26 protein-coding genes and 1 tRNA gene are annotated in these 22,976 nt (G+C 67.9%); 11 read left to right on the top strand and 16 right to left on the bottom strand.

Features of this window, described 5'->3' with window-relative positions; genetic code table 11:
- Positions 1-31: 31 nt before the first annotated feature.
- Positions 32-388 (bottom strand): DNA-directed RNA polymerase subunit omega, encoded by a 357-nt coding sequence (gene rpoZ, locus LC066_RS08020; RefSeq protein WP_085889107.1) that lies wholly within the window; start codon positions 386-388, stop codon positions 32-34.
- Between the two features lie 189 nt (positions 389-577).
- The gene (gene folK / locus LC066_RS08015) at positions 578-1,177 is read right to left on the bottom strand and encodes a 2-amino-4-hydroxy-6-hydroxymethyldihydropteridine diphosphokinase (protein ID WP_224897811.1); all 600 of its coding nucleotides are present in this window, start codon (positions 1,175-1,177) and stop codon (positions 578-580) included.
- A gap of 114 nt (positions 1,178-1,291) precedes the next feature.
- Here folK and LC066_RS08010 point away from each other — a divergent pair, with 114 nt between their 5' ends.
- On the top strand, positions 1,292-1,864 hold the full coding sequence (locus LC066_RS08010) for an NYN domain-containing protein (protein ID WP_222477390.1): 573 nt from the start codon (positions 1,292-1,294) through the stop codon (positions 1,862-1,864).
- Between the two features lie 282 nt (positions 1,865-2,146).
- Complete coding sequence (ispH, locus tag LC066_RS08005) at positions 2,147-3,106, top strand: 4-hydroxy-3-methylbut-2-enyl diphosphate reductase (protein WP_224897809.1); 960 nt, start codon at positions 2,147-2,149, stop codon at positions 3,104-3,106.
- A gap of 56 nt (positions 3,107-3,162) precedes the next feature.
- Here ispH and LC066_RS08000 read toward each other — a convergent pair whose 3' ends face one another.
- A complete protein-coding gene (locus LC066_RS08000; protein WP_224897807.1) occupies positions 3,163-3,726 on the bottom strand; it encodes a hypothetical protein in 564 nt (187 codons plus the stop codon).
- 153 nt (positions 3,727-3,879) lie between these two features.
- Here LC066_RS08000 and rnhA point away from each other — a divergent pair, with 153 nt between their 5' ends.
- Positions 3,880-4,332, top strand: a complete 453-nt coding sequence (rnhA, locus tag LC066_RS07995) for a ribonuclease HI (protein WP_085889111.1) — start codon at positions 3,880-3,882, stop codon at positions 4,330-4,332.
- 25 nt (positions 4,333-4,357) lie between these two features.
- Here rnhA and LC066_RS07990 read toward each other — a convergent pair whose 3' ends face one another.
- The 6 genes from LC066_RS07990 to LC066_RS07965 all read right to left on the bottom strand — a co-directional run bounded on the left by LC066_RS07990 (position 4,358) and on the right by LC066_RS07965 (position 8,988).
- The gene (locus LC066_RS07990; protein ID WP_224897805.1) at positions 4,358-5,041 is read right to left on the bottom strand and encodes a D-lyxose/D-mannose family sugar isomerase; all 684 of its coding nucleotides are present in this window, start codon (positions 5,039-5,041) and stop codon (positions 4,358-4,360) included.
- A gap of 1 nt (position 5,042) precedes the next feature.
- The gene (fmt, locus tag LC066_RS07985) at positions 5,043-5,960 is read right to left on the bottom strand and encodes a methionyl-tRNA formyltransferase (RefSeq protein WP_224897803.1); all 918 of its coding nucleotides are present in this window, start codon (positions 5,958-5,960) and stop codon (positions 5,043-5,045) included.
- Between the two features lie 58 nt (positions 5,961-6,018).
- Complete coding sequence (gene def, locus LC066_RS07980) at positions 6,019-6,513, bottom strand: peptide deformylase (RefSeq protein WP_224897802.1); 495 nt, start codon at positions 6,511-6,513, stop codon at positions 6,019-6,021.
- Positions 6,510-7,010, bottom strand: a complete 501-nt coding sequence (gene def / locus LC066_RS07975; protein WP_224897800.1) for a peptide deformylase — start codon at positions 7,008-7,010, stop codon at positions 6,510-6,512. Before def (LC066_RS07975) ends, def (LC066_RS07980) begins: the two co-directional genes overlap by 4 nt.
- Positions 7,010-7,528, bottom strand: coding sequence for a peptide deformylase (gene def, locus LC066_RS07970; RefSeq protein ID WP_222477382.1), 519 nt, complete (start codon positions 7,526-7,528; stop codon positions 7,010-7,012). Before def (LC066_RS07970) ends, def (LC066_RS07975) begins: the two co-directional genes overlap by 1 nt.
- A gap of 65 nt (positions 7,529-7,593) precedes the next feature.
- Positions 7,594-8,988 (bottom strand): FAD-binding oxidoreductase, encoded by a 1,395-nt coding sequence (locus LC066_RS07965; protein WP_224897798.1) that lies wholly within the window; start codon positions 8,986-8,988, stop codon positions 7,594-7,596.
- 133 nt (positions 8,989-9,121) lie between these two features.
- Between LC066_RS07965 and LC066_RS07960 the strand changes: the two genes are divergently transcribed.
- Positions 9,122-9,198, top strand: a tRNA-Met gene (locus tag LC066_RS07960).
- Between the two features lie 70 nt (positions 9,199-9,268).
- Here LC066_RS07960 and LC066_RS07955 read toward each other — a convergent pair.
- The gene (locus LC066_RS07955) at positions 9,269-10,105 is read right to left on the bottom strand and encodes a GNAT family N-acetyltransferase (protein ID WP_224897796.1); all 837 of its coding nucleotides are present in this window, start codon (positions 10,103-10,105) and stop codon (positions 9,269-9,271) included.
- Between the two features lie 8 nt (positions 10,106-10,113).
- The gene (locus tag LC066_RS07950) at positions 10,114-10,818 is read right to left on the bottom strand and encodes a GntR family transcriptional regulator (RefSeq protein ID WP_224897794.1); all 705 of its coding nucleotides are present in this window, start codon (positions 10,816-10,818) and stop codon (positions 10,114-10,116) included.
- Positions 10,819-11,039: 221 nt separating this feature from the next.
- Here LC066_RS07950 and LC066_RS07945 point away from each other — a divergent pair, with 221 nt between their 5' ends.
- The 5 genes from LC066_RS07945 to LC066_RS07925 all read left to right on the top strand — a co-directional run bounded on the left by LC066_RS07945 (position 11,040) and on the right by LC066_RS07925 (position 15,866).
- Positions 11,040-12,020 carry an ABC transporter ATP-binding protein gene (locus LC066_RS07945; RefSeq protein WP_085889120.1) on the top strand — a complete coding sequence of 327 codons (981 nt, stop codon included), beginning with the start codon at positions 11,040-11,042 and terminating at the stop codon, positions 12,018-12,020.
- 30 nt (positions 12,021-12,050) lie between these two features.
- Entirely contained in the window at positions 12,051-13,316 is a 1,266-nt protein-coding gene (locus LC066_RS07940) for an ABC transporter substrate-binding protein (protein WP_222477374.1), read from the top strand.
- Between the two features lie 113 nt (positions 13,317-13,429).
- Positions 13,430-14,347: an ABC transporter permease gene (locus tag LC066_RS07935; RefSeq protein WP_222477373.1), complete on the top strand. Its 918-nt coding sequence runs from the start codon at positions 13,430-13,432 to the stop codon at positions 14,345-14,347.
- Between the two features lies 1 nt (position 14,348).
- On the top strand, positions 14,349-15,185 hold the full coding sequence (locus LC066_RS07930) for an ABC transporter permease (protein WP_224897792.1): 837 nt from the start codon (positions 14,349-14,351) through the stop codon (positions 15,183-15,185).
- A gap of 9 nt (positions 15,186-15,194) precedes the next feature.
- Complete coding sequence (locus LC066_RS07925; protein ID WP_224897790.1) at positions 15,195-15,866, top strand: aspartate/glutamate racemase family protein; 672 nt, start codon at positions 15,195-15,197, stop codon at positions 15,864-15,866.
- Here LC066_RS07925 and LC066_RS07920 read toward each other — a convergent pair.
- The gene (locus LC066_RS07920; protein ID WP_224897788.1) at positions 15,863-16,615 is read right to left on the bottom strand and encodes an aspartate/glutamate racemase family protein; all 753 of its coding nucleotides are present in this window, start codon (positions 16,613-16,615) and stop codon (positions 15,863-15,865) included. The genes LC066_RS07925 and LC066_RS07920 overlap by 4 nt on opposite strands.
- Positions 16,612-17,781 carry a M24 family metallopeptidase gene (locus tag LC066_RS07915; protein ID WP_224897786.1) on the bottom strand — a complete coding sequence of 390 codons (1,170 nt, stop codon included), beginning with the start codon at positions 17,779-17,781 and terminating at the stop codon, positions 16,612-16,614. Before LC066_RS07915 ends, LC066_RS07920 begins: the two co-directional genes overlap by 4 nt.
- Before the next feature lie 152 nt (positions 17,782-17,933).
- Between LC066_RS07915 and LC066_RS07910 the strand changes: the two genes are divergently transcribed.
- On the top strand, positions 17,934-18,986 hold the full coding sequence (locus LC066_RS07910; protein WP_224897785.1) for a diaminopropionate ammonia-lyase: 1,053 nt from the start codon (positions 17,934-17,936) through the stop codon (positions 18,984-18,986).
- A gap of 3 nt (positions 18,987-18,989) precedes the next feature.
- On the opposite strand, the gene LC066_RS07905 is transcribed toward LC066_RS07910, so the two are convergent.
- Positions 18,990-19,454, bottom strand: coding sequence for an Lrp/AsnC family transcriptional regulator (locus LC066_RS07905; protein WP_224897782.1), 465 nt, complete (start codon positions 19,452-19,454; stop codon positions 18,990-18,992).
- A 129-nt stretch (positions 19,455-19,583) separates the two neighbouring features.
- Here LC066_RS07905 and LC066_RS07900 point away from each other — a divergent pair, with 129 nt between their 5' ends.
- Entirely contained in the window at positions 19,584-20,738 is a 1,155-nt protein-coding gene (locus LC066_RS07900) for an amidohydrolase (RefSeq protein WP_224897780.1), read from the top strand.
- 9 nt (positions 20,739-20,747) lie between these two features.
- On the opposite strand, the gene LC066_RS07895 is transcribed toward LC066_RS07900, so the two are convergent.
- Complete coding sequence (locus tag LC066_RS07895) at positions 20,748-21,524, bottom strand: SDR family NAD(P)-dependent oxidoreductase (protein WP_224897778.1); 777 nt, start codon at positions 21,522-21,524, stop codon at positions 20,748-20,750.
- A 246-nt stretch (positions 21,525-21,770) separates the two neighbouring features.
- On the bottom strand, positions 21,771-22,976 hold the full coding sequence (locus LC066_RS07890) for an SAM-dependent methyltransferase (protein WP_222477363.1): 1,206 nt from the start codon (positions 22,974-22,976) through the stop codon (positions 21,771-21,773).

Below are 22,976 nucleotides of genomic sequence, written 5' to 3'. Positions count from 1 at the left end.
CGCATCGGCATCGCGGGGGCCCATGGGTCGGTTACTCCTGGCGCTGAGCCTCGACGAGGGCGCGCAGCAGCTTTTCTTCGCTCATGTCGTCCTCGGCCGGCTTGTCGGCGGCCTCGGCCCCCATCAGCAGGGCCATGCTGTCTTCTTCCGGCTCGTCGACCTCGATCTGGGTCTGGTTCGACTCGATCAGACGCTCGCGCAGCTCGTCGGCGGACTGGGTCTCTTCGGCGATCTCGCGCAGGGCGACGACGGGATTCTTGTCGTTGTCGCGGTCCACGGTGATCGGCCCGCCCGAGCTGATCTCGCGCGCCCGGTGGGCAGCAAGCATCACCAGTTCGAACCGGTTCGGTACCTTGTCGACGCAATCTTCAACGGTAACGCGGGCCATCAGTCACTCCTCGGTCGCGGCATGGATCATGAACGGATCATGAGCGGGGGTCGAATGAGGGTATCTAAGACCTCTGCCCCTTGAGAGCAAGCTGATTCTGGCTGGCCTACGGCGGGTGGCGCCAGGGCGCCGAAGGAACCGCGCCTTGCACGGATTGGCCGAAATTCCAGCGCACACGGCAAAGTGCCGCTACGTCATCGCAACCAGCGCCCGGCGGTCCTCCGCCGGCAGATCCCGGCACATCTGCGCCACGCTGCGGCCCAGCAGGGGATGCACCCAGTCGGGGGCCACATCGGCCAGCGGCACCAGCACGAACGCACGGTCCTGGAGGCGGGGGTGCGGCAGGATCAGCTCCCCCGGCGCCTCAGCCATCTGCTGCGCCAACGGCAAGGTGCGCCAGCGGTTCTGAGTGGCTGTATCAGGCCGGATTTCCCCGTCGCAGGCGATCAGGTCGAGGTCCAGAACCCGGGCGCCCCAACGGGTTTTCCTTTCGCGACCAAAGTCTTGCTCGACAGCATGTAACCGCGCCAACAGGGCCTCGGGGGACTCGACGCTTTCCAGCGTCAGGGCGGCGTTGATATAGTCCGGACCAGACCCCGCGGGAAAGGCCGGACTGCGGTAGAACGGGCTGACCGCAGTGACCCGGCCGGGCCCTGCGCGCAGCGCCTCCACGGCCCCCGCGAGGGTGGCCGCAATGCCCCCGGGACCGGTCTCGATATTGCCGCCCAGGGCGATCAGGAAATGGTGATTCACGCTCTGCAAACCGTGCTCCCGCTTAAACTTGGACATGCCACATCACTTGATGCATGCTCAGTTAGGATTTATTTTCATTCACCTGCCTCGGATCGGGTCCTCACTCAGCCCGTATTGGATCCGCGGCGGTAAATTGGAAAGGTTATATTCATGTTCTACAAGGACGAACGGCTTGCGCTGTTCATCGACGGATCGAATCTGTATGCCGCCGCCAAGGCGCTCGGGTTCGATATCGACTACAAGCTCCTCCGCCAGGAATTCATGCGCCGCGGCAAACTGCTGCGCGCCTTCTACTACACCGCTCTGCTGGAGAATGACGAGTATTCGCCCATTCGCCCGCTGGTCGACTGGCTGCATTACAACGGCTTCACCATGGTGACCAAGCCCGCCAAGGAATTCACCGACAGCCAGGGACGGCGCAAGGTGAAGGGCAACATGGACATCGAACTGACCGTCGATGCGATGGAGCTGGCCCCGCGCGTGGATCACATCGTGCTGTTCTCCGGCGACGGCGACTTCCGCCCGCTGGTGGAAAGCCTGCAACGCCAGGGCGTGCGCGTCTCGGTCGTCTCCACCATCCGCAGCCAGCCGCCGATGATCGCCGACGAACTGCGCCGCCAGGCCGACAACTTCATCGAGCTGGACGAGCTGAAGGACGTGATCGGACGCCCCCCGCGCGAAACGCCCAGCGAGGACACCCGCAGCGCCCGCGCTTCGGTCTGATCCCTGACGGATCCCTGCGGCGCCCCGGGCGGGCGCCGCACCCAGGATCGGGATCCCAGCCACCGGGCCCCACTCTGCCCGCCGCCAGATCCCGCGCCTGCCCTTTCCAACCGGTGCATGCCAGGCCTTACTTAGCGGTCCAGCCGCACCGGACTGCCACATCGGCAGACCAATCCCGCCCGCGCAACCGTCATCGCACCGCCGATACGTTTTGCAGGGCCTCCCCCCTCTGGACGTGCCGCCACCGCTCCCCTACCTGTGGGGGGCAGCAGGAGACGCATCATGACCACCGCCGCCAAGCCGCCCCTTACACTCTACCTCGCCGCGCCGCGCGGATTCTGCGCCGGTGTCGATCGGGCCATCAAGATCGTCGAGATGGCGCTGGAGAAATGGGGCGCGCCGGTCTACGTCCGCCACGAGATCGTGCACAACAAGTTCGTCGTCGACGGGCTGCGCGAGAAGGGCGCGATCTTCGTCGAGGAACTGGACGAGTGCCCGACCGACCGGCCGGTGATCTTCTCCGCCCACGGCGTGCCCAAGGCCGTGCCGGAGGCCGCCGCCGCACGCCAGATGATCTATGTCGACGCCACCTGCCCGCTGGTGTCCAAGGTCCATATAGAGGCCGAGCGGCATGCCGAGGAGGGCCTGCAAATCGTCATGATCGGCCACGCCGGCCACCCGGAAACCATCGGCACCATGGGCCAGCTGCCCGAGGGCGAGGTCCTGCTGGTGGAGACCGAAGCCGATGTCGACACGCTGGAGGTCCGCGACCCCGAACAGCTGGCCTTCGTCACCCAGACGACCCTGTCCATTGACGACACGGCCGGCATCGTCGCGGCCCTGCAGGCGCGCTTCCCGGCCATCGTCGGGCCGCACAAGGAAGACATCTGCTACGCCACCACCAACCGCCAGGAATCGGTGAAGGCCATGGCCGGCAACATCGACGCCATGCTGGTCGTCGGTGCGCCCAACTCGTCGAACTCCCGCCGTCTGGTCGAGGTCGCCGCGCGCCAGGGCTGCGACTATGCCCAGCTGGTGCAGCGCGCCACGGACATCGACTGGCGGTCGCTGGAAGGCATCCGCTCGATCGGCATCACCGCCGGGGCCTCCGCCCCCGAGGTGCTGGTGAACGAGGTGATCGACGCCCTGAAGGCCCGCTATGACGTGACTGAGGAACTGGTGGAAACGGCGAAGGAGAATGTCTCCTTCAAGGTGCCCCGCGTGCTGCGCCAGCCGGCCTGAGGGCTCTGCAAGGAACGCTCACGACAGAAGGGCACTCAACACCACCCCGCGCCCGGTCAGTGCGGCACCTCGCCCCGCGCGATGGCCAGGTGATGCGCCTGGTGATGGGCGCCCAGCGTCATGACCCCGTGAAAGCCCAGGGCGCGGATCTGCGCCGCATCGCCCGTCACCCGCAGCTCCGCCCCGTTGTCCAACAGCCGCGCCGAGGCGGCCCATCCGGTCTCGGCGGTGATGAAGGGGGCATGGGCGGGCACCATCGTCCGGATCGCCTGCACCACCCGGCCGCTGCCCGTCACGGTGAAGACCATGCCGTCGTCCAGCCGATCCCGCGACACCTTCGCCTCCAGCGTCAGCAGATCCATGTCCACCAGGTGATTGCGCAGGGCGTTGATGTCGACGCGGCTCCAGTCCGTCTGCGGGTCGGCGCGCAGGATCGCCACGATCTCGGCCAGTGCCGCGAAGGCCCCCTGCCCCGGCTCCACCGGCAGGCCGCCCCCATGCGCCGCGTGGTCATGGGCGGTCTGCGCCCCCGCCGGCAGGCCAAGAGACAGGCAAAGGGGCAGAACCGCCAGCAGGAACGGACGCAACCGGCGGGAGGATGGGGCGGAATGGGGGCGCATGGCGATCTCCTTGTCTGAGGGCAGGTTAACCGGCGCCGCCGTCCGGGGGGAACAGTATGGTCACGCGGCCCGCCTATCGCCCCGCCGCGGCCCTTGACCTTCCCCCGCGCCCCGTGCTGTCTCCGCCCACGATCCAGCACGCATGAGGACCCCATGGCCGAGTTTCTTGCCTTCACCGATGGCGCCTGTTCCGGCAATCCCGGCCCCGGGGGCTGGGGCGTCCTGCTGCAGGCCCGCGAAGGCGAGACGGTGCTGAAGGAACGCGAGCTGAAGGGCGGCGAGGCCAATACCACCAACAACCGGATGGAGCTGCTGGCCGCGATCAACGCCCTCGACTCCCTGGGTCGCCCGACCGAGATCACCATCTACACCGACAGCCAGTACGTGAAGAACGGCGTGACCGGCTGGATCCATGGCTGGAAGAAGAACGGCTGGAAGACCGCCGCCAAGAAGCCGGTGAAGAACGCCGAGCTGTGGCAGGCGCTGGACGAGGCGGCGAAACGCCACCAGGTGACCTGGAAATGGGTCAAGGGCCACGCCGGCCACCCGGAAAACGAACGCGCCGACGCGCTGGCCCGTGCGGGCATGGCCCCCTACAAGGGCTGAACAGCCCGTCGCGCGCCCGTTTTGATCAGAGCTTCGTTTCGTAGTCCGACACCAGCAGGTGCAGCGGCTCGGCGTCTTCCTCGATGGTGGAAAACCGCCCGATCGGCGCCTCGAAGATGTTGTCGGTGCGGTCGTCGTTGACGGTCGAGACCTCGCCGATGCAGACACGTCCGCCCTCACCCCAGAAGGCATGCCAGATGTCCGGGGTCAGGGTCACGCTTTCGCCCGGCATCAGCTTCAGGTGCCCGCCCGCCGGCAGGGTCCGCCACAGCCCGTCGGTCATCACCCGCACCTCGGCCTCCAGATCGATCCCCTCGGGGCCGTCCGTCCACAGCTCCAGCACCAGCGGCGCGCCGCCGCGGTTGATGATGTCCTCGGTCTTCACGATGTGGCGATGCATGGGAGAGATCTGGTGGTCGTCGGAAATCAGCAGCTTCTCGGCATAGACCCGGCCGCCCTTGGGGTTGCCCAGGTCGCCCGCGTTGCCGTTGCGCAGGGTGAACAGGAACAGACCCAGCGTGTCATAATGCCCGTCGCCGTAATCCGTCACGTCCCAGCCCAGACCCTGTTCGACGATCAGCCCGGCCTCGGCCTTGCGGGCGCGGAAGTCGCCTGGCGACCAGTAGGCGAAGGGCGGCAGGGTGAAACCGTACTGTCGGAAGAAGGCATCGCCCTCGCGGATCAGTTCGTTGATCTCGGAACGCAGCATCTCAACCTCCCAGAATGGTGCCAGTGGCAAGCGCATTGCCGCGCAGGAAGACATCAGCCGCCTGCGCCCCCTTGCCGGCCCGTTGCAGTTTCAGCAGTTCGACCGCACCCGCGCCACAGGCCACGACCAGGCGGTCGTCGGCGCGCAGCACCTCGCCCGGGGCGCCATGACCCTCGGCCAGGCGCGAGGCCAGGAGCTTCAGGCGCTGCCCGTCGTGATCCACCCAGGCGCCGGGGAAGGGGGAGAGGCCGCGGATCTGCCGGTCCACCCCCTCGGCGGGCTGGGTGAAATCCACCCGCGCCTCGGCCTTGTCGATTTTCGAGGCATAGGTCACGCCCTCCTCGGGCTGGGCCTCGGGCACCAGCTTGGGCAGACGATCGAGCGCCTCGACGATCATTCGCGCACCCATCACGGACAGGCGGTCGTGCAGCTCGGAGGTCACCTCCTCGGCCCCGATGGGGGTCGCCTCGCGTAGCAATACGGGGCCGGTGTCCAGTCCCGCTTCCATCTGCATGATGCAGATGCCGGTCTCGGCATCACCCGACAGGATCGCGCGGTGAATGGGGGCGGCGCCGCGCCAGCGCGGCAGAAGGCTGGCGTGGATGTTCAGACAGCCGTGTTTCGGCGCATCCAGCACCGGCTGCGGCAGGATCAGACCATAGGCCACGACCACCGCCATATCCGCCTGCAACGCGGCGAACTCGGCCTGTTCCGCCTTGCCCTTCAGGCTGATCGGGTGGCGCACCTCCAGCCCCAACTCGGCCGCGCGGGCATGGACGGGGGTGGGCCGGTCCTTCTTGCCGCGCCCGGCGGGCCGGGGCGGCTGGCAGTAGACGCAGGCAATGTCATGCCCGGCGGCGACCAGCGCCTCCAGCACCGGCACCGAAAACTCGGGCGTTCCCATGAAGATCACGCGCATCGCCTGCCCCTTCACCTTGTTTCCAAATACTCAGATCCGACAGCGCCCGCAGGCGCCGTCATCGCAGTTTCGCGGCCTTGCGCAGCAGCATGTCCCGCTTCACCTTGCTCAGCCGGTCGAAATACATCTTCCCCGCCAGGTGGTCGATCTGGTGCTGGACGCTGGTCGCCCAGAGACCGACGAAATCCTTCTCCTCGATCTCGCCCGCCTCGTTGAGGAAGCGCACGGTGACGGCGCGCGGGCGTTTGATCTTGGCGGAGACGCCGGGCAGGTTCGGGCTGGCCTCTTCATGCTCGCGCAGCTGGACCGAGGCATGCAGCACCTCCGGGTTCGCCATGCGCACGGCCTTGCCCCGCTCCTCGGAGGCATCGATGACCGCCAGGCGCAGCATCACGCCGATCTGGTTGGCGCCCAGACCCACGCCCGGCATCGCCTCCATCGTGTCGATCATGTCGTCCCAGGTGGCGCGGATCTCGTCGGTGATTTCCGTGACATCGGCGGCGGGGGTGCGCAGCCGCTTGTCGGGCCAGGGAATGCAGGTGCGGGCGGTCATGCGCCGGCCTCCTCATAGGCGCGCAGAACCTCGGCGCGATGGTCGGGGGAGAGGTAGTCCAGGTAGACGCGCCCCTCCAGGTGGTCGAACTCATGCTGGGCGCAGACAGCCTCGAAGCCCGACAGTTCCGCCTCGTGCAGGGCCCAGTCGGCATCATGCCAGCGCATGCGCACCCGCGCCGGGCGCGGCAGGCTGGCCACCACCCCGGGGATCGACAGGCACCCCTCCTCATGGGTCGCGATCTCGTCCGAGCGCCAGAGGATCTCGGGGTTCACGCAGGCGCGCGGGCTGCGCGGCCCCTCTTTCCAGGTGCAATCCATGACGAAGACGCGTTTCAGCACGCCGACCTGCGGCGCGGCCAGGCCGCGACCGGGGGCGTCGTACATGGTCTCGAACATATCGGACAGCAATGCGCCCAGATCGGTCCCCTGCTCCACCGTTTCCGCCGCCGTCTTCAGCGTCGGATCGGGCCAGCGCAGGATCTCCATCACGGCCATCAGCCGCGCGCCCGCTCACGTTTGAGCTTCTGGCTCTTGCGGGTGATCATCTGGCGGCGCATCGGGCTGAGGTAGTCGATGAACAGCTTGCCATCCAGGTGGTCGATCTCGTGCTGTACGCAGGTCGCCCAGAGCTTGTCGAAGGTCTCTTCGCAGGCGTTGCCGTCGCGGTCCATCCAGCGCACCGTCACCTCGGCAGGGCGGGTCACCTCGGCATATTGCTCGGGGATCGACAGGCAGCCCTCCTCGTAGGAGCTGGTCTCGTCCGAGCTGGCCACCACCTCGGGGTTCAGCATCACGAGCGGGCGCGGCGTCTCGCCCTCTTCCTTCACGCAGTCCAGCACGATCAGGCGCTGCAGTAGACCGATCTGCGGCGCGGCCAGGCCGATGCCGGGCGCGTCATACATGGTTTCCAGCATGTCGTCGGCCAGCTTGCGCAGCTCATCCGAGCTGTCCTCAAGCGGGGCTGCGACCTTTTTCAGGCGCGGATCGGGATGGATCAGGATAGGGCGTTTCATGGGGCCGATCTAAGCGATGCCTTGCGTTTGCGCAACTCCGCCGCGCGGGGCGGACCGCGAAGGGATCAGGGGAGCAACTTGCCCGGGTTCAGGATGCCATTGGGGTCCAGCGCCGCCTTGATCGCCCGCATGGCGGCCAGCGCCCCCGGGTCCTTACGGCGGGCCATCGTCGTCAGCTTCAGCTTGCCGATGCCATGCTCGGCCGAGAAGGAGCCGCCCAGCTCCGCCACCACGTCCTCGATCCCCTCGACCAGCACGTCCTTCTGCGCCGGGTCCGTGGGGAAAATAGTGTAGTGGACGTTGCCGTCACCCAGGTGGGCCACGACCGAGGTTTCCGCCTTGGGATCCATCCGTGCCAGCGCCGCATCGGCCCGGTCGAGGAAATCGCCCATCCGGTCCACCGGCACCGCCACGTCCATGATGATCTGATTGGGGCGCAGGCCGGCCACCTCGCTGGCGGCCTCGCGGATCGCCCACATCTCCCGGCGCTGCTGCTCGGAGCTGGCGATGACAGCGTCGTCGACCTCGCCCGCCTCCAGCATTCCGCCCAGCACCTCTTCGAGGTAGCTGGCAATCGGCATCTGACCGTCCGGACCGGGGGTATAATCCCGCGGGCTCAGCGCGCCGATCTCCAGCAGGATGTTGACCTTGTGCGCCTCCTCGAAGGGGCGGCGGGTCTCGGGGCGCATGGCCTGGTAGTCGGCCAGGTAGGTGTCGGGCATGTACTCGAAGGCCTCGACGGCGCCGCCGGTGACCTCCTGCAGCCGGTTCAGCAGCGACAGCGCCGGATCCAGCGCCTTCAGCCCCACCATGGCGGTGACATAGGCGCCGGGCTTGGGCATCAGCCGCACCACGGCGCCGGTGATGATCCCCAGCGTGCCCTCGGCCCCGATCAGCAGATGCCGCAGGTCGTAGCCGGAGTTGTTCTTGTGCAGGTTCTGCATCAGGTCGATCACCGTGCCGTCGGCCATCACCGCCTCGATGCCCAGCACCAGGTCGCGGGTATTGCCGTAACGCAGCACATTGGACCCGCCCGCATTGGTGGACAGCGCGCCACCGATCATGGCCGATCCGCGCGCGCCGAAGAACAGCGGGAAGATCAGCCCCTCGGCCTCCACCGCCTCGTGCAGGTTGGCCAGGATCACGCCGGCCTCGACCACGGCGGACCGTGCGCCGGTGCGGATCTCGCGGATACGATTCATCCGCTCCATGGAAATCACCAGGCTGCCCTCGCCCTGGCCACCGCCGGCCATGCCGCTGCGCCCGCCCAGGGGGGTGACCACCGTGCCGGTCTCATGCGCCAGCTTCATCAGCGCCGAGACCTCCTCGGTGCTGGCGGGGCGCACCACCGCAAGGGGGGCCTCGAACCGCTCATGGGCCCAGTCCCAGCCATAGGGTTCCGCCTCTGCCCCGGTCAGCACGTGGGCCGCCCCGACGATTTCCTGCAGCTTCTCGATCATGGTCACTCCGCTCTTGCGCGGCGCATATTGGCCCTCCCGCGGGGGAAGGACAAGCGGGTCGCCCGGGGCGCGAAAAACCTCGATTTTTGCGCTTGACCTGTCCGGGGCGCTATCTTAGGAAGCGCCACGGTTTGGCGGAGTAGCTCAGTTGGTTAGAGCAGCGGAATCATAATCCGCGTGTCGGGGGTTCAAGTCCCTCCTCCGCTACCAGACCTTCCCCTGAAAATTCGACGACATGACGCGGCGCAGCGATGCGCCTGCCTGTTTTCCGTGCGCTGGATCAGCCCAGCTCCATCGTCGCGATGGCCTGAAGGGTCGTGCCCGCCTGCGGCGCCGGGCCGCGATACATGCGGGCGGTGGCGAAGGTCGGTGCGAACCCGAGGGTTTGCAGCTGCGCCGCCAGGTCCGCGCTGGCCTCGGGCAGGTCGATCATCACTTCCGGCGTGGCCTCGGCCCCGTCGGGCGCCGCCGCCAACGCCGCGCGGGCCAGCCGCAGGGCGGCCTCGGCATCGGGCGCGATCACCGGCCCGATCTTGATCCCCTCGCGGCACAGCCGGGCGGTGGCGACGCCACAGATCGCGCCCTCGGCCTCAAGCACGACGCTCCACCGGGTCTGGTCCGGCGCCAGCCAGGCCGACAGGAACGCCGGGCGGGCATAGCCGTTGGCGGCTTCGTCCAGCGCGGCGAGAGCCGCGGAATCGCCCTCGCGCAGCGGACGCACATCCGGGTCCGCTACCGCGTCCAGTGCACCACTGTAGCGCGTCGTGCTGCCGGCCAGGGCAAAGCCCGATTTCGCATAGTTCGCCTGCTGCGCCGCCACCCCGTCCAGCCCGACGGTGCGACCGCCCGCGTGGGCCAGCGCATGCTGCCACAGGGCATAGCCGATCCCCTGCCCGCGATGGTCGGGACGGCAGAGGTAGAGGCCCAGGAAGGCGATGTCGTCGGAATGGTTCACGACCGAGATGGCGGCCACGGGCGCGCCCTCGACCTCTGCCACGAAGAATCCCTGCGGGTCGGCGGCGCGAAAAGCCGCCGCATCGCCCAACCCGGGGTTCCAACCTTCGGCGGCGGCCCAGTCCAGCATCAGGGCCACATCGGCGGCTGTGGCGACACGCATCACCGAACTCATGTCAGCGCCTCGCGCAGCGATCCGGGGGCCGACAGCTGGTTGCGCAGATCCAGCGACGACACGAGATCCAGCAGGTGGCTTTTCATCAGCTCTTCCGCCTGCGGACCGTCATGGGCGGCCAGGGCGGCGATCAACGCATCATGGGCGTGGCTTTCGCACATCGCCATCCGGCGACGCCAGTACAGCGCGATGATCAGCGACGACCGCGAGACGAGCTGGGCGATGAAGGCGGCGATCGTCTCCTGGTCGGCGATCCGCGCGATCTCGATATGAAAGAGGCCCGACAGATGCAGCGCGCGGCCATTGTCGCCGGCGGCCAGCGCAGCATGCTCGGCCTCGATATGGGCGCGCAGTTTCTCGACATCCTCGGGCGTGCAGCGCGCGGCGGCGGAATGGGCCGTGCGCGGCTCCAGCAAGGCACGGGCCTCGAAGACCTCGCGCGCCTCGCGCAGGGTGGGCTGGGCGACGAAGGCGCCCCGGTTGCGCTTGTGCTCCACCAGTTTCAGGTGCGACAGCGCCTGCAGGGCGGCGCGGATCTGGGTGCGGCTGACCCCGTAGATCTCCGCCAGGTCATCCTCGCCCAGCTTCGACCCCGGCGGCAGGCGATGTTCGTGAATCGCCTTTTCCAGCGCGCTTGCCACGCTCTCGATTGTGCCGCTCTGGCTTTGCTTCTTCGTCATCGTCCCAACTTTCATGACCATCGGGACACTACTGCACAGCCGCCCGAGAGCAAGCGAATCACCACCCGGACCATGTGTCGACAGGATTGTATGCAATCTTGCATTCATTTTTGCGCACAGACGCCGTAGAACCGCCCATTCCTTGAGCAGAGTCTGTTTTCGCCCCGACCGCCCTCCGGAAAGACCTGACAGCGGACCCTGGCCGTGACCAGCGTGAGACAGGACAGCGACCAGAGGGCTTCATGGCACGCAGCAACCAACTCGAACTTGTGCAACTGACGAAACGCTACGGCGAGACGGTGGCGGTGGATGATGTCACCCACGCCTTCCCCGCCGGCGCCTACGTCTGCCTGCTGGGCCCCTCGGGCTGCGGCAAGTCGACGACGCTGCGGATGATCGCCGGACATGAAGAGGTGACCGAGGGCTCGATCCTGCTGGACGGCTTCGACATCTCCGACCTGCCGCCGGCGCGCCGCGGCACCGCGATGATGTTCCAGAACTACGCGCTGTTTCCGCATCTGAACGTGCGCGACAACGTCGCCTTCTCCCTGCGGATGAAGGGCGTGGACAAACCCACCCGCCACAAGCGCGCCAACGAGCTGCTGGAGCTTGTGGACATGGGCCGTTTCGCCGACCGGCTGCCGGCGCAGCTGTCGGGCGGCCAGCAACAGCGTGTCGCCCTGGCCCGCGCGCTGGTCACCGACCCCAAGGTCCTGCTGCTGGACGAGCCGCTGTCGGCGCTCGACCCCTTCCTGCGCATCCGCATGCGCGCCGAGCTGAAGAAGCTGCAGCGCGAGCTGGGCATTCCCTTCGTCCACGTCACCCACGGCCAGGACGAGGCCCTGGCGCTGGCGGACGAGGTCGTGGTGATGAACAACGCCGTGATCGAACAGGCCGGCCCCGCGCGCGAGGTCTTCAACGCACCCCGCACCGAATTCGTGGCCCGCTTCATGGGCGGCCACAACGTGATCGCCACGCCCCAGGGCAAGGTGGCCTTCCGCGCCGATGGCGTGCGCCTGGCCGGCCCCGACGCGGGCCTGCCCGCCACCGTCACGGCCGTCGAATACCAGGGCGCCAGCGTCGCCCTGACCGCCGCCACCGAAAGCGGCGAGGAGCTGCTCGCGCTGCTGCCCGAGGAAGATTTCTTCGCGGCACCGAAATCTCCGGGAGAGGCCGTGCGCCTGTCCTGGGACGAAGGACGGGCCAACCGTCTTCAAGCCTGATCAACGACAATCCAACGGGGAGTTACCACCATGTCGAAGATGAGATACAGCCGCCGCACCATCCTGAAAGGCGGCGCCGCGGCAGCCGCCGCCACCGCCCTTCCGGCCCCGATGATCTGGGCGCAGGAGATCAAGGACATCACCCTGCGCCAGTTCGGCACCGGCGTGTCGAACCTCAACGACGTGGCGCAGAAGGTGAAGGAAGACCTGGGCTTCACCCTGGAGATGACCGCGCTGGACTCCGACAGCGTGACGCAGCGCGCGGCGACCCAGCCCGACAGCTTCGACATCGCCGACATCGAATACTGGATCTGCAAGAAGGTCTGGCCGACCGGCAACCTGCAGGCCATGGATGTCTCGAAGATCGCCAACTACGACAAGATCGTCGGCATCTTCAAGGACGGCAAGCTGACGCCCGACAGCGAGATCGCCCAGGGCACCGCGCCGCACACCGTGGGCTTCATCCCCGAACCCGGCGCCACCACCTTCGCCGATGAACAGACCAACTGGATGACCCTCATCCCGACGATCTACAACGCTGACACCCTGGGCATCCGTCCCGACCTGATCGGCCGTCCGATCAACACCTGGGCCGAGCTGCTGAACCCAGAATTCAAGGGCAAGGCCTCGATCCTCGACATCTCCTCCATCGGCATCATGGACATGGCCATGGTCTGCGAGGCGATGGGAGAAATCACCTACGGCGACAAGGGCAACATGACCCGCGAGGAGATCGACGCCACCTTCGCCATCTTCACCGAAGCCAAGCGCGCCGGCCAGTTCCGGGCCTTCTGGAAGACCTTCGACGAAAGCGTCAACCTGATGGCCTCGGGCGAGGTGGTGATCCAGTCCATGTGGTCGCCCGCCATCACGGCCGTGAAATCGCGCGGCATTCCCTGCGTCTACCAGCCGCTGAAAGAGGGCTACCGCTCCTGGGGCGGCGGCATCGGCCTGTCCTCCTCCCTGTCCGGGATGGAGCTGGATGCAGCCTACGAATACATCAACTGGTATCTGTCCGGCTGGGTCGGCGGCTACCTGATGCGCCAGGGCTACTACTCGGCCGTGCCGGAGACCTCCAAGGACTACATGTCCGAGAACGAGTGGGGCTACTGGTTCGAGGGCAAGGAAGCCACCGACGTCATCACCTCGCCCACCGGCGACACGCTGGCCCAGGCCGGCGAGGTCCGCGATGGCGGCTCCTTCGAGGAACGCATGGGCTCCGTCGCCTGCTGGAACGCCGTGATGGACGAAAACCAGTACATGGTCCGCAAGTGGAACGAGTTCATCGCCGCCTGACCCCATTGCGGGCGGTTCCCTTCCTGTCCGCCCGCAACGCCGTGGCCGGGTCCCTCGGGACCCGGCCCATCCGCCCCGCCTGACCCTGCCCCAATGAACGGACCGACCGGATCATGACCGACCTGACCGGAGACACCCCACCGCCCGAAACCACCGCCGCCCCGAAACGGGCCGGCCACGGGCTGGGCGCCAATCTTCTGGGCTGGCTGCAGGCCGCGCCCCTGACCGTGATCCTGGCAGGCTTCCTGGTGGCGCCGATCATCATGATCGTCATCGTCAGCTTCTGGGGCGCGACCGAGTTCTCGATCTACCCCGCCTTTCAGTTCGACAACTACGAGTTCCTCTTCGGATCGCCGGTGACCTACCGGGTCTTCCTGGCGACCTTCAAATACGCGCTGATCACCTGGGCGCTGACCCTGTCCATCGGGTTCACCGTGGCCTATTTCCTGGCTTTCCACGTGCGCAGCCAGACCATGCAGATCGCGCTGTTCCTGCTCTGCACCATCCCGTTCTGGACCTCGAACATCATCCGCATGATTTCCTGGATCCCCTTCCTGGGGCGCAACGGCATCGCCAACCAGACCCTGCAGGACTGGGGGCTGATCGACGCGCCGCTGGAATGGCTGCTTTACTCCGACTTCTCGGTGATCCTGGCCTTCGTGCACCTCTACACGCTCTTCATGGTGGTGCCGATCTTCAACACCATGATGCGGATCGACAAATCCCTGCTGGAGGCGGCGCGCGACAATGGCGCCAGCGGTTTGCAGACCCTGCGCCACGTGATCCTGCCGCTGACCAAGCCGGGCATCATGATCGGCACGATCTTCGTCGTCACCCTGGTCATGGGCGACTTCATCACCGTTCGTTTCATGTCGGGCAGCCAGAAGGCCAACGTGGGCCGGCTGATCTCCAACGACATCGCGCTGCTGCAATACCCCTCGGCCGCAGCCACCGCCGTGGTGCTGCTGGCCACCGTCCTGATCATCATCGCGGTGCTGCTGCGCTTCGTGAACATCCGCAAGGAGCTTTGACATGGAAAAGCGCACCACCAGCTTCTACGTCCTGGCGGCCTTCTTCGCCCTCTTCGTTCTCTTCCTCTACGGGCCGACGATCACCATCGGCATCCTGTCGTTCCAGGGGCCGCAGGGCGGGCTGACCTTCCCGATGAACGGGGTCTCGCTGCACTGGTTCCGCGACCTGTTCCAGGAACAGGCCGTGGGCGACATCTGGGGCGCCTTCCGCCGCAGCCTGGCCCTGGGCCTGATGGTCATGGTCAGCACGGTCGTCATCTCGGTCATGGCCGGCCTCGCGTTCCGCAAGCGGTTCAAGGGCTCGGGCGTGCTGTTCTACCTTGCCATCACATCGCTGGTGATCCCCTCGATCCTGATCTCGCTGGGCGTCGGGCTGATCTTCAACCAGCTGGGGTTCAAGGTGCACTGGGCCACCTCCGGCTTCGGGTCGCAACTGACCTGGACGCTGCCCTTCGGCCTGCTGATCATGTTCGCCGTCTTCAACCGCTTCGACCGCAGCTACGAGGAAGCGGCCCGCGACCAGGGCGCCACCGCCTGGCAGACGATCCGCCACGTGGTCCTACCGATCATCGCGCCCTCGCTGATCGGGGTCGCGCTCTTCGGCTTCACCCTCAGCTATGACGAGTTCGCCCGCACCCTGCTGACCTCGGGCAGCTACAACACCCTGCCGCTGGAGATCTTCGGCATGACCACCAACGTGACAACGCCGGTGATCTATGCCCTCGGCACGCTGACCACGCTGTTTTCGCTGCTGATCATCGGGGCGTTCCTGCTGGCCGCCTGGATCATGGGCAAGCGCCGGGCGCGGGCCGGGTCCGATGCGGGCCAGGGTGTCTGAGGGGCGGCGATGAAACTAGTCTACATCAACCCAAATGCCACCGCTTCGATGACCCGGGCGATCGTGGACGAGGCCCGCGCGGCCCTGCCGGATGCCGAGATCATCGGCGTCACCAACACCGACGGCCCGCCCGCCATCGAAGGCCCCGAGGACGGGGACCGCGCCGTGCCCGGCGTGCTGGGCCATGTGCGCGCGGCCGCCGACGCGGATGCCATCGTCATCGCCTGTTTCGACGACACCGGCCTGGACGAGGCGCGCCAGGTTGCCCCCTGCCCCGTGCTGGGCATCGGCCAGGCCGCCTATCAGATGGCCAGCCTGCTGGGCGCGCGGTTCTGCGTCGTCACCTCGCTCGCCGTGTCGATCCCCGTGATCCGCGCCAATATCGAGGCGCGCGGCTTCTCCGGCGGCTGCGCCGGGGTGGAGGCCAGCGGCCTGCCCGTGCTGACCATAGACGAGGCCAGCGAAGAGACCCGCGGGCAGCTGTCCGACAGCATCCGCCGCGCCCATGCCGACACCGGCGCCCAGGCGGTGGTGCTGGGCTGCGCCGGCATGGCGCCCCTGCGCGCCGACCTGCAACGGCGCAGCGGCGTGACCCTGATCGACGGGGTGGCGGCCTCGGCCCACCTGGCGCGGGCGGCGGCGGATTTCCTCGCCGGTGCAGCGACGGCAGCGGAGGGCTAGAACGACCGGGTCATCAACCGCCCGAAGGGCAGATGGCCCGTGTCTTGGCCCGCCAGCCGCAGCATGTGCCACAACAGCACCTGGTTGCTGGTCAGCACCGGCACGCCCAGCTCCGCCTCCAGCGGGGCGACAAGGTGCAGCGCCCGCAGGTTGGTGCAGGACAGGAAGACCGCATCGCAGGGCGCCTGGGCCACCACGTTGCGGATCCCCGCGGCGATCGAGGCGCCGTCGATGCGCGCCACGCGCAGGTCATCGCGTTCCTCCATCGAGCCGAAGCCCGCGATCTCCATCCCGGCCGCCTCCAGCTTGGTCCGCATCGCCTGCGACACCTCCGGCAGGTAGGGCGTGACAAAGCCGATACGCCGGGCGCCAAGAGCCTGCATCGCGGCAATCGCCGCCACCAGCGGGTTGGTCACATGCCGCACCTGCGTGCCGGCCCTGACCGCCGCCTCCACCCGGTCCGACCCGATGGAGGTCGCCCCAGAGGTGCAGGCATAGCCCACCACGTCATAGCCGCGCTCATCCGGCAGCAGTGAGGCCGAGCGCGGGATCTCCGCCTCCATCAGGGCCAGACCCGCCATCGTCACATGGGGCTGGCACGGCACCCGGCTGACGTAATGGGCCAGCCCGTCGCCCGCCAGCATCTGCCGCGCCTCGCCCTCCACCGTCTCATCGGTGCGCAGCACGATCAGGCCGAAGGTGGCCCGGTGGCCCAGAGGCGGGCCGAGGGTGAAATGCAGCTTGGTCACGCGCCCCACTCCAGCTCGGGCAGATCCTGCGGCGCGCGCGGGGTCAGCCATTCCACGCGATCCTCGCGGATCACGATGTTTTCCTCCTGCACCATCATCCGCCCCGGCCCCAGCACCAGGGAGGGTTCCAGGGTCAGGACAATGCCCGCGCGCAGCTCCGTCTCATCCGCCGGGATCAGCGAGGGCGGCTCCGTCAGGCGCATGCCGAGGCCGTGGCCCAGCCGCCCGGTCACCGGACCGGCGTTGTGGCGTGCCAGCAGGGGCAACATGGCCGCATGCAGGTCACAGGCCCGCGCGCCGGGCCGCGCCGCCTCCGCCGCCCGTTCGGTCGCCTCCCACAGGATGCGGTGCGCGGCGCGCAGCTCCTCGCTGGCCGGGCCGACCGACCAGTTGCGATCGAAGTCGCAGAAATAGCCGTGGCGCACCGCGCCGGTGTCCAGCATCACCAGATCGCCGGGCGTCAGCGGCCGGTCATGGGCGGGGGAGATCACGTCGCCATAACCGCCCTGCGCCGCGCCGCCCGCCAAGTAGGACACCCAGTCGGCGCCTTCCTCCAGCAGCAGCCCCTGGAAGCAGCGGAACAGCTGCGCCAGCGTCACTCCCGGGCGCGCCACCTCCGGCACCCGGCTGAAAGCGCGACCGCCGATGTCGCAGATCCGCCGGATCAGGGCGATCTCGGCCTCGCTCTTCACCATCTGCAAGTCGCGCAACAGCGGCGAGGCATCGACGCGCGGCCGGTCCGCCAGGATCAGGGTCAGCCGTTCCCAATCGGCCAGCGGCATGCGCAGCACGCTTTCGCGGCCCATGGGCACACCGATGCGGCCGCCGGGCGGCACCAGCTTCACCAGCGTCTCAGCCAGCAGGCCCACCCCGTCATCGGCATAGTCGGGCGCGTCCCAGCTGCGGATGTCGGTGATCCAGCTTTGCCCCATCAGTTCGGCGCCAATGGCGGGGATCACCGCCACCGGCACGCCCGTCGCGGGCAGCACCAGGAACCAGGGCCGCGTCGGGCTTTCCCAGAATCGGGTCAGGAAGCCGGTGAAATAGCGCACGTCGGGCTCCGAAGTCAGCAGCAGTGCCGCGATGCCCTGCGCCGCCATGGCCTGCTGTGCGCGGGCGGTGCGACTTCGGTACTCGGCGACAGGCAGGGATGCGGCGGCAGGCAAGGCGGGTCTCCGGTTGGCAAGGGGCTCCGGCGGATCATCGCAGAAAGCCCTGAGGCGATCAGAGCATTCGATGGGGCGCCAGTGACAGGATTATGCGCCGAAACCGGGTCCGGCTGTCGCACGCACGTCCCGAAATCCTGCAAAATGCCCCCATGATGATCGAAACGCCCTCCCCGACCTCGCCCCGTACGCCGGGTTTCCGCACCAGCCCCGCGCGCCCGCTGGCCCTGCTGGCCCGCTGTCCGGCCCATGTCCCCACACCACTGCGCGAGGCATCCGGGCTGGCGGCGCGGCTTGGCCTCGACCAGCTCTGGATCAAGGACGAAAGCCCGCGCATGGGCCTGGGCAGTTTCAAGGCCCTGGGCGGTGCCTTCGCCGTGGCACAGATGATCCTGGACCGCGCGGGCACAGATGACCCGATTGATCCGCAGGCCCAGGCCGTGGCACGCGACATGACCTTCATCACCGCCAGCGCGGGCAACCACGGGCTGTCGGTGGCCGCCGGCGCCCGCGTCTTCGGCGCCCGGGCCAGGATAGTCCTGTCGGCCAGCGTGCCGCAGGCCTTCGCCCGCCGGATCGAGGCCATGGGCGCCGAGGTGATCCGCGTCGACGGCAGCTACGAGGACAGCGTGGCCGAGGCGATGCGCCTGGCCGAGGCGCAGGGCTGGATCCACCTGGCCGATGGCTCCTGGCCCGGCTACACCGCCGCGCCGGCACTGATCATGGAAGGCTACACCGTGCTGGCCGAGGAATGCCGCGCCGCCTTCGCCGCCCGGGGCCAGTGGCCCACCCACGTTTTCCTGCAGGCCGGCGTCGGCGGGCTGGCCGCCGCCACCGCCGCCCATATCCGCGAAAGCTGGGGCCAACAGCCCGAGATCATCGTGGTCGAACCCGAGGCCGCCCCCTGCCTGTTGCGCAGCGTCGCGGCGGGGGCGCTGACCCGGGCCGAGGGGCCGGTCTCCGCCATGGGGCGGCTGGATTGCAAGGACGCCTCGCTGCTGGCCTATCAGACGCTGCGCCATGACGCCGACCGCTTCGCCACCGTGACCGAGGATCAGGCGGCGCAGGCCGTGACCCTGCTGGCCGAGGGGGCGGGGCTGGCCACCACCCCAAGCGGAGCCGCGGGGCTGGCGGCGCTGCTGGCCGCCGACCTGCCCGCACAGTCGCGCGCGCTGGTCATCCTGTCGGAAGGGCCAGAGGACTGAGGCCTAGTCCTCCAGCGGCACGTCCAGGCTGACCTTGGAGCGGTCCATCACCACCGAGGTACGGAATCGTTTCACGTTGCTGTCGTCGAAGAACAGCCGATGGGTCAGCGCCTGGTAGTCGTCCATGTCGCGCGCCAGGGCGATCAGGGCGAAATCCGCGTCGCCGGTGATGTAGTAGCACTGCTGCACCTGCGGCTCGTCCCGGACCTTGCGGCGGAAGGCATCCAGCTGGTCGATGCGTTCGCGCTCCAGCTCCACCAGGATGACGAAGGACATGGGGAAGCCCAGAGCGGCGGGCGACAGCTGTGCCACGTCGGCGGCGATCACCCCCTCGGCCTTCATCGCCCGGATGCGCCGCTGGACCGTGGCGACGGAGACCCCGGCCTCGGCGGCGATGGTTTCCAGTCGCTCACGGGCGTTGGCCTGCAGCATCGACAGGATGGTGCGATCGGAGGGGGCGATATCCATAGCGACCGGTTTCCTTCACGTTTCGACGGATGGGTGACCGAATTTCTCACGATCCGCCACATATGATAAGCCCAAACCGCAGATTTCCCCGCTATCCTGCCCACAAGCCTCAGACGACCGGAGCCCGACATGACCGATCTTGCCGCCCTCGACCGCCGCATGCGCGCCTGGCGTCACGACCTGCACGCCCATCCCGAGTTCGGCTTCGAGGAACACCGCACCGCCCGGCTGGTCGCCGATGAACTGCGCGCCCTGGGGCTGGAGGTGACCGAGGGTGTCGGCGGCACCGGCGTCGTGGGCACCCTGCGCCGGGGCACGTCGAACCGCGCCATTGCCCTGCGCGCCGACATGGACGCCCTGCGCATCACCGAGGCGACGGGCGCGCCGCATGCATCCACCCGGGAGGGGCTGATGCACGCCTGCGGCCATGACGGGCACACGGCGATGCTTCTGGGCGCCGCGCAGCTGCTGGCGGCGCAGGAGGATCTGGAGGGCACGGTGCAGTTCCTCTTCCAGCCGGCGGAGGAATGGGGGCGCGGGGCGCAGGCGATGCTGGATGACGGGCTGCTGACCCGCTTTCCCTTCGATGAGGTCTATGGGCTGCACAACATGCCGGGCCTGCCCGTCGGCCATTTCGCCACCCGGGTGGGGCCGATCATGGCCGCCGAAGATGTCTTCGAGATCATTCTGCAGGGTCAGGGCGGCCATGCCTCCGCCCCGCACCTGGGGGCCGAGGTGATGGTGCCGGCCTGCCAGCTGGTGCTGGCGTTGCAGAGCATCGTCGCGCGCCGCCTCGATCCGGCGGAGACTGCGGTGGTTTCGGTGACCGAGATCGTGACCGATGGCACCCGCAACGCCCTGCCGGGACAGGCCCGGATCCTGGGCGACGCCCGCAGTTTCCGCCCCGAGGTCTCCGCCCGGATCGAGACGGAGATGCGCCGCATCGCGGAGGGCACCGCCCGGCAATTCGGCCTGTCGGTCGAGGTGGGCTATGCGCGGGAATTCGTCGCCACGATCAATGATGCGGACGCCACCCGCGCCTTTGCCGAAGCGGCCGGCGCGGTCTCGACCCATGTGGCGGCGGACAGTGCCCCGATCAGCGCATCAGAGGATTTCGCCCGCTTCCTGGCGCATGTGCCGGGCTGCTTCGCCTTTCTGGGCAACGGCACCGCATCGGCCCCGCTGCACGCGGCAAACTATGATTTCGACGATGCGGCGCTGCTGCATGGCGCGCAGCTTTACGCCGCCATCGCGCGGGCGCGCCTGGCGCCCGCCAATAAATGAGATTGCGGCCTACTCGGCCGCCGCCGGTGCATCGGCCCCGCGCCCCGGCGCGACGATGCGCGCGTAGAGGCCGAAGGGCAGGCACCGGCCCAGCTTGGTGAACACCCAGGCGAAGGGCCGCGGGAAGCTGACCTCCCGCGTGCCGGGATTGCGGATCAGGACCATGACGTGGCGCGCCGCCTCTTTCGGATCCATGATCTGCGGCATGGTGAAATCATTCTTCTCGGTCAGCCGGGTGCGGATGAAGCCGGGGTTGGCCACCTGCACATCGACACCGGTGCCCTGCAGATCCAGGTACATATCTTCCCCCAGGTGCCGCAGTGCCGCCTTGCTTGCGCCATAGCCGATGGCACCGGGCAGGCCGCTGAAACCGGCAAGCGAGCCGATCAGGACAACATGGCCCGAGTTCCGCTGCACCCAGCCCGGCACGACCTGACCCAGAAGCCGCAGCGCGCCCATGAAATTCGCTTCGGCGATGGTTTCGGCAACAGCTGCATCCCATTCCTGCGCTGTCATCGGGTCGTACATTCCGACCGAATAGATCAGCCCGTCCGCATGGCGCGCCCGCTCCGCCGCGGAGCAGATCGCGTCGCGGTCCGTCACGTCCAGTGGAAGCACCTCGCTGCCTGGCAATTCCTCCGCCAGTTCCTGAAGCCGCTCTTCGCTGCGCGCCGACAAGATCAGCTTTGCCCCGAGACGGTGCATCTCGCGGGCGACCTCCCGCCCCAATCCCTCGCTGGCACCGACGATCCAGTAAGTCTTGTCATTGATGGGGCGTGCGCGCATCGGCGGCGATCCTTCTGCAGTCCTAGTACCTTGGCCTGACGCAGCCGCCAACACGCGGCGTCGTGCCCTAATCAACGCAGTAGAGCTGCGTGGAGTTTCAAGACGCTTCATATCTGCACCCGGCCCCCCCTGATTAGGGGGTATTCGGCGGATTTCCGCAAACACTTAGGACAGGGCCTCGTACGAATCGAGGTCCTTGAGACCAGGGGGCGACACTTTCTGCGCCAAGCAGCGCAAAGGTTTGGGTTATGCTGCGGACCGACCGAGGGTCTTCGGAGCTCGCTCCATCCCTGCACCGGCATGGGCCAGTTCCACCTGCAGCACCTGGGTCTGCCCTACCTCGAACGACCCCGCACAGATGCCAAGGTAGTAGCGCCAGCTGCGCAGGAAGGCCTCGCCGTAGCCCAGGCGGGCGATCCGTCCGGCCTCGGCATCCATCCGTTCCAACCAGGTACGGCAGGTGCGGGCATAATCCGGCCCGAAGGCGAAGGAATTGCGCAGTTGCAGCCCGGCGCGGGCGGCGGCCTCGCGGATCTGCCCTTCGGACAGCAGCATGCCCCCCGGGAAGGCGTGCTGGCGGATGTAGTCGGACCCCTGCCGATAGGTCGGGAAATAATGGTCGGAGACGGTGATCGCCTGCACCACGGCCCGACCACCTTCCGACAGCCGCGCCTTCAGCGTCTCGAAGAAGGTCGGCCAATAGCGTTCGCCCACGGCCTCGATCATCTCGATCGACACGATGCCGTCGAACTTTCCGTCACTGTCGCGGTAGTCGCGCAGCTGGATGTCGGCCCGCCCGTCGAGCCGCGCATCGGCGTAGCCCTTCTGCGCCGGAGAGATGGTCAGCCCAGTCACGTGCCGGCCCTGCTCGGCGGCGCGTTCGGCAAAGCCGCCCCAGCCACAACCCACCTCCAGCAGCCGCTCACCGCCGCCGACCTTTTCCAGGATGCGGTCGTACTTGCGGTACTGGGCGCGCTCCAGGTCGTCGTCACCGGGGGCGAAGAGAGCCGAGGAATAGGTCATCGACGGGTCCAGCCAGAGCTGGAAGAACTCGTTACCCACGTCGTAATGCGCCTGGATGTTCTTCGACGCGCCGCTTTTGGAATTGGCCCGCAGGATGCGGTCCACCGCGCGGAACTTCAGCGCCTGCCAGGGCCCGGCATAGGCGTAACGGCCGAACTGGTCGAGGTTTTGCAACGCCAGCGCGGTCAGCGCCTCGATCGACGGCGTGTCCCACAACCCGGCCACATAGGCCTCGCCCAGGCCCACGTCACCGCGTGCCAGCGCCGCCGTGACGGCGGCCCAGTCGTTGATCCGGAACTCGGCCTCGATGCCCTCGCGCCCGAAATGGTGGGTCTCGCCCTCCGGCGTGATCACCGTCAGGCGGCCTGTCTCGATCTCTTCGCAGCTGGCCAGGAAGTCACGTTTCACGCGGGACGTAATCAGGGGCAT

The sequence above is a fragment of the Pseudooceanicola marinus genome (genome assembly GCF_020177265.1).
Taxonomy (GTDB): Bacteria; Pseudomonadota; Alphaproteobacteria; order Rhodobacterales; family Rhodobacteraceae; genus Pseudooceanicola; species Pseudooceanicola marinus_A.
The sequence above is the reverse complement of the archived record's forward strand: the minus strand, read 5'-3'. Positions and strand labels throughout refer to the sequence as shown.